Origin of the sequence: uncultured Shewanella sp. (assembly GCF_947501665.1) — a bacterium.
GTDB lineage: Bacteria > Pseudomonadota > Gammaproteobacteria > Enterobacterales > Shewanellaceae > Shewanella.
Map to the genome: position 1 here is coordinate 1 of NZ_CANMWS010000084.1, position 565 is coordinate 565.

The following is a 565-nucleotide window of genomic DNA, read 5'->3' on the forward strand; positions in this document are numbered from 1 at the left end:
TGCCTCTTCATCAAGTAAAGCTTGGCTTTTAAAACGTCCTTCCCAAAAGTGACCCGTACAGTTATCTTCCATATTCGCTTGCCTTGCTATCGGCTCATTTAGACATCGCATAAACCAACTAATATCACTAAGCCGTGAACGGTAAATCGCAATTTGATGTTTTAACTGAGTCACTTGATGTGCTTCAATCACTTCACCTTTAGCAAATTGACGAGTAATTTGGGTACCATTAAATAATTCATGCCACTGCTCAACCACTTCTCTATCTGACCAACTATTGGTTTTAGCAGCATCAATATAAAGTACCACATGAAGATGATTACTCATCACTGCATAAGCGGCAACATCAATAGCAAAGACCTCGGTTAACTTAAGGAGTTGGGACTCAACCCAGCCTCGACGATGATCATAGTTCTTACCTGTATATTCATCATCGCCACACAAATAAGCACGCCGCACCACGCGGCTACAGCAATGATAATAGGGAGTGTCTTCGAGACTAATCAGGGTTCTTCTTGGACGTGGCATAGCAACCTCCAACATCTACTAGTTCATAAAGCTTAGT

Annotated in this window: 1 pseudogene; it reads right to left on the reverse strand. The window is 41.8% G+C overall.

Annotated elements, in window-relative coordinates:
- Window positions 1–528, reverse strand: a pseudogene (locus tag Q0976_RS24015) (transposase); the annotation flags it as partial.
- Window positions 529–565: the final 37 nt, after the last annotated feature.